This window comes from Phyllobacterium sp. 628 (genome assembly GCF_014189505.1).
GTDB lineage: Bacteria > Pseudomonadota > Alphaproteobacteria > Rhizobiales > Rhizobiaceae > Phyllobacterium.
On sequence record NZ_CP050301.1, the window covers coordinates 1 to 2,500 of the forward strand.

At 54.0% G+C, this 2,500-nt stretch carries 1 tRNA gene and 2 rRNA genes (1 of these 3 cut by a window edge); all 3 read right to left on the bottom strand.

Annotated elements, in window-relative coordinates:
* Nucleotides 1-74, bottom strand: a tRNA-Met gene (locus HB779_RS01445).
* A 301-nt stretch (nucleotides 75-375) separates the two neighbouring features.
* Nucleotides 376-490, bottom strand: a 5S ribosomal RNA gene (rrf, locus tag HB779_RS01450).
* A 216-nt stretch (nucleotides 491-706) separates the two neighbouring features.
* Nucleotides 707-2,500, bottom strand: a 23S ribosomal RNA gene (locus HB779_RS01455) (it continues 1,182 nt past the right edge of the window).

A 2,500-nucleotide genomic window follows, 5' to 3' on the forward strand; every position in this document is an offset into this window, starting at 1 on the left:
TTGCGGGGACAGGATTTGAACCTGTGACCTTCAGGTTATGAGCCTGACGAGCTACCGGGCTGCTCCACCCCGCGCCACCATATCCGGCCTGTGCCGGTTTGCAGCCCGGATATTTCCGTTTGTCCGTCCTCGAAGCTGAAGGGCTTCTGCGGTCGGACGGGGATGCTGCTCCACCCCGCGCCACCAAGCGGCGATTGCCGCTTTTTCTGTCTTTCGACAGGAAGTTTTTGCCTTGCGGCGCTGTGCTTTTGGTTTTCCGGTTTTGTAAGGCTTATCTTACTTTAGCTGGTCTGCAAAAGCAAAAGGCCGCTTTGGGGGCGGCCTGATTGGGTTGTATGGAATTGGTTATGTGTGATTTCATGTTGCGCTTTGCAGACCTGGCAGCGACCTACTCTCCCGCGTCTTGAGACGAAGTACCATTGGCGCTGGAACGTTTCACGGCCGAGTTCGGAATGGGATCGGGTGCAGCCGCTCCGCTGTAACCACCAGGTCAGCAAAGAGCAACGATGAAAGAGAAGCTGGTTTTGTTGTCGTTTCGATATGGACAATTATCGCGGCGTTGTGTGTTTCCCCTGAGATTTCAGGAGAAGCACCCCTCAGACCGCTAGGTCGTCCGAAGGCCCTCGCGGAGCATAGGGTCGAAGACCCGCTCATGCGTGAGCGCCTTTAATTATCTGACTTTGTCAGATGGATATAAGTAATGAGAATGATCAAGCCAATCGAGCTATTAGTACCGGTAAGCTTCATGCGTTGCCGCACTTCCACACCCGGCCTATCAACGTGGTGGTCTTCCACGGCTCTGATAGGGAATACTCGTTTTCAGGTGGGTTTCCCGCTTAGATGCCTTCAGCGGTTATCCCGTCCGTATATAGCTACCCTGCTATGCGGCTGGCGCCACAACAGGTCCACCAGAGATACGTCCATCCCGGTCCTCTCGTACTAGGGACAGATCCTGTCAATATTCCTACACCCACGGCAGATAGGGACCGAACTGTCTCACGACGTTCTGAACCCAACTCACGTACCGCTTTAAATGGCGAACAGCCATACCCTTGGGACCTGCTCCAGCCCCAGGATGCGATGAGTCGACATCGAGGTGCCAAACAACCCCGTCGATATGGACTCTTGGGGGTCATCAGCCTGTTATCCCCGGCGTACCTTTTATCCGTTGAGCGATGGCCCTTCCACGCGGGACCACCGGATCACTATGACCGACTTTCGTCTCTGCTCGACTTGTCAGTCTCGCAGTCAGGCGGGCTTATGCCATTGCACTCGACGACCGATTTCCGACCGGTCTGAGCCCACCATCGCGCGCCTCCGTTACTCTTTAGGAGGCGACCGCCCCAGTCAAACTACCCACCATACACTGTCCCGGATCCGGATAACGGACCGCGGTTAGACATCCATATAGGTAAGGGTGGTATTTCAAGGATGACTCCACCATGGCTGGCGCCACGGCTTCAAAGTCTACCACCTATCCTACACATGCCGACACGAATGCCAGTGTAAAGCTATAGTAAAGGTGCACGGGGTCTTTCCGTCTAACCGCAGGAACCCCGCATCTTCACGGGGAATTCAATTTCACTGAGTCTGCGTTGGAGACAGCGGGGAAGTCGTTACGCCATTCGTGCAGGTCGGAACTTACCCGACAAGGAATTTCGCTACCTTAGGACCGTTATAGTTACGGCCGCCGTTTACTGGGGCTTCGATTCAAAGCTTGCACCTCTCCTCTTAACCTTCCAGCACCGGGCAGGCGTCAGACCCTATACGTCGTCTTGCGACTTCGCAGAGCCCTGTGTTTTTGGTAAACAGTCGCTACCCCCTGGTCTGTGCCACCCTCACATACTTGCGTACATAAGGGTCACGCTTCTTCCGAAGTTACGCGTGCAATTTGCCGAGTTCCTTCAACGCAGTTCTCTCAAGCGCCTTGGTATTCTCTACCAGTCCACCAGTGTCGGTTTAGGGTACGGTCTATACGCGGGAGCTATTTCCTGGAACCGCTTCGAAGCCCTTCCAATCCAATAAGGAAGAACAACATACGCGATCCGTCACTACCCGCAGGCCCACGAATATTAACGTGGTTCCCATCGACTACGCCTTTCGGCCTCGCCTTAGGGGCCGGCTAACCCTGCTCAGATTAACTTTAAGCAGGAACCCTTGGACTTTCGGCGAGGGAGTCTCTCACTCCCTTTATCGTTACTCATGTCAGCATTCTCACTTCTGATACCTCCAAGAGCCCTCACGGGTCTCTCTTCAACGGCTTACAGAACGCTCCGCTACCACTCCCGGGAACCCGAAGGTTTCCAAGAATCCACAGCTTCGGTGTATGGCTTTAGCCCCGGTACATTTTCGGCGCAAAGACCCTTATTTAGACCAGTGAGCTGTTACGCTTTCTTTAAATGATGGCTGCTTCTAAGCCAACATCCTGGTTGTTTTGGGATCCTCACATCCTTTCCCACTTAGCCATAACTTAGGGACCTTAGATGGTGGTCAGGGTTGT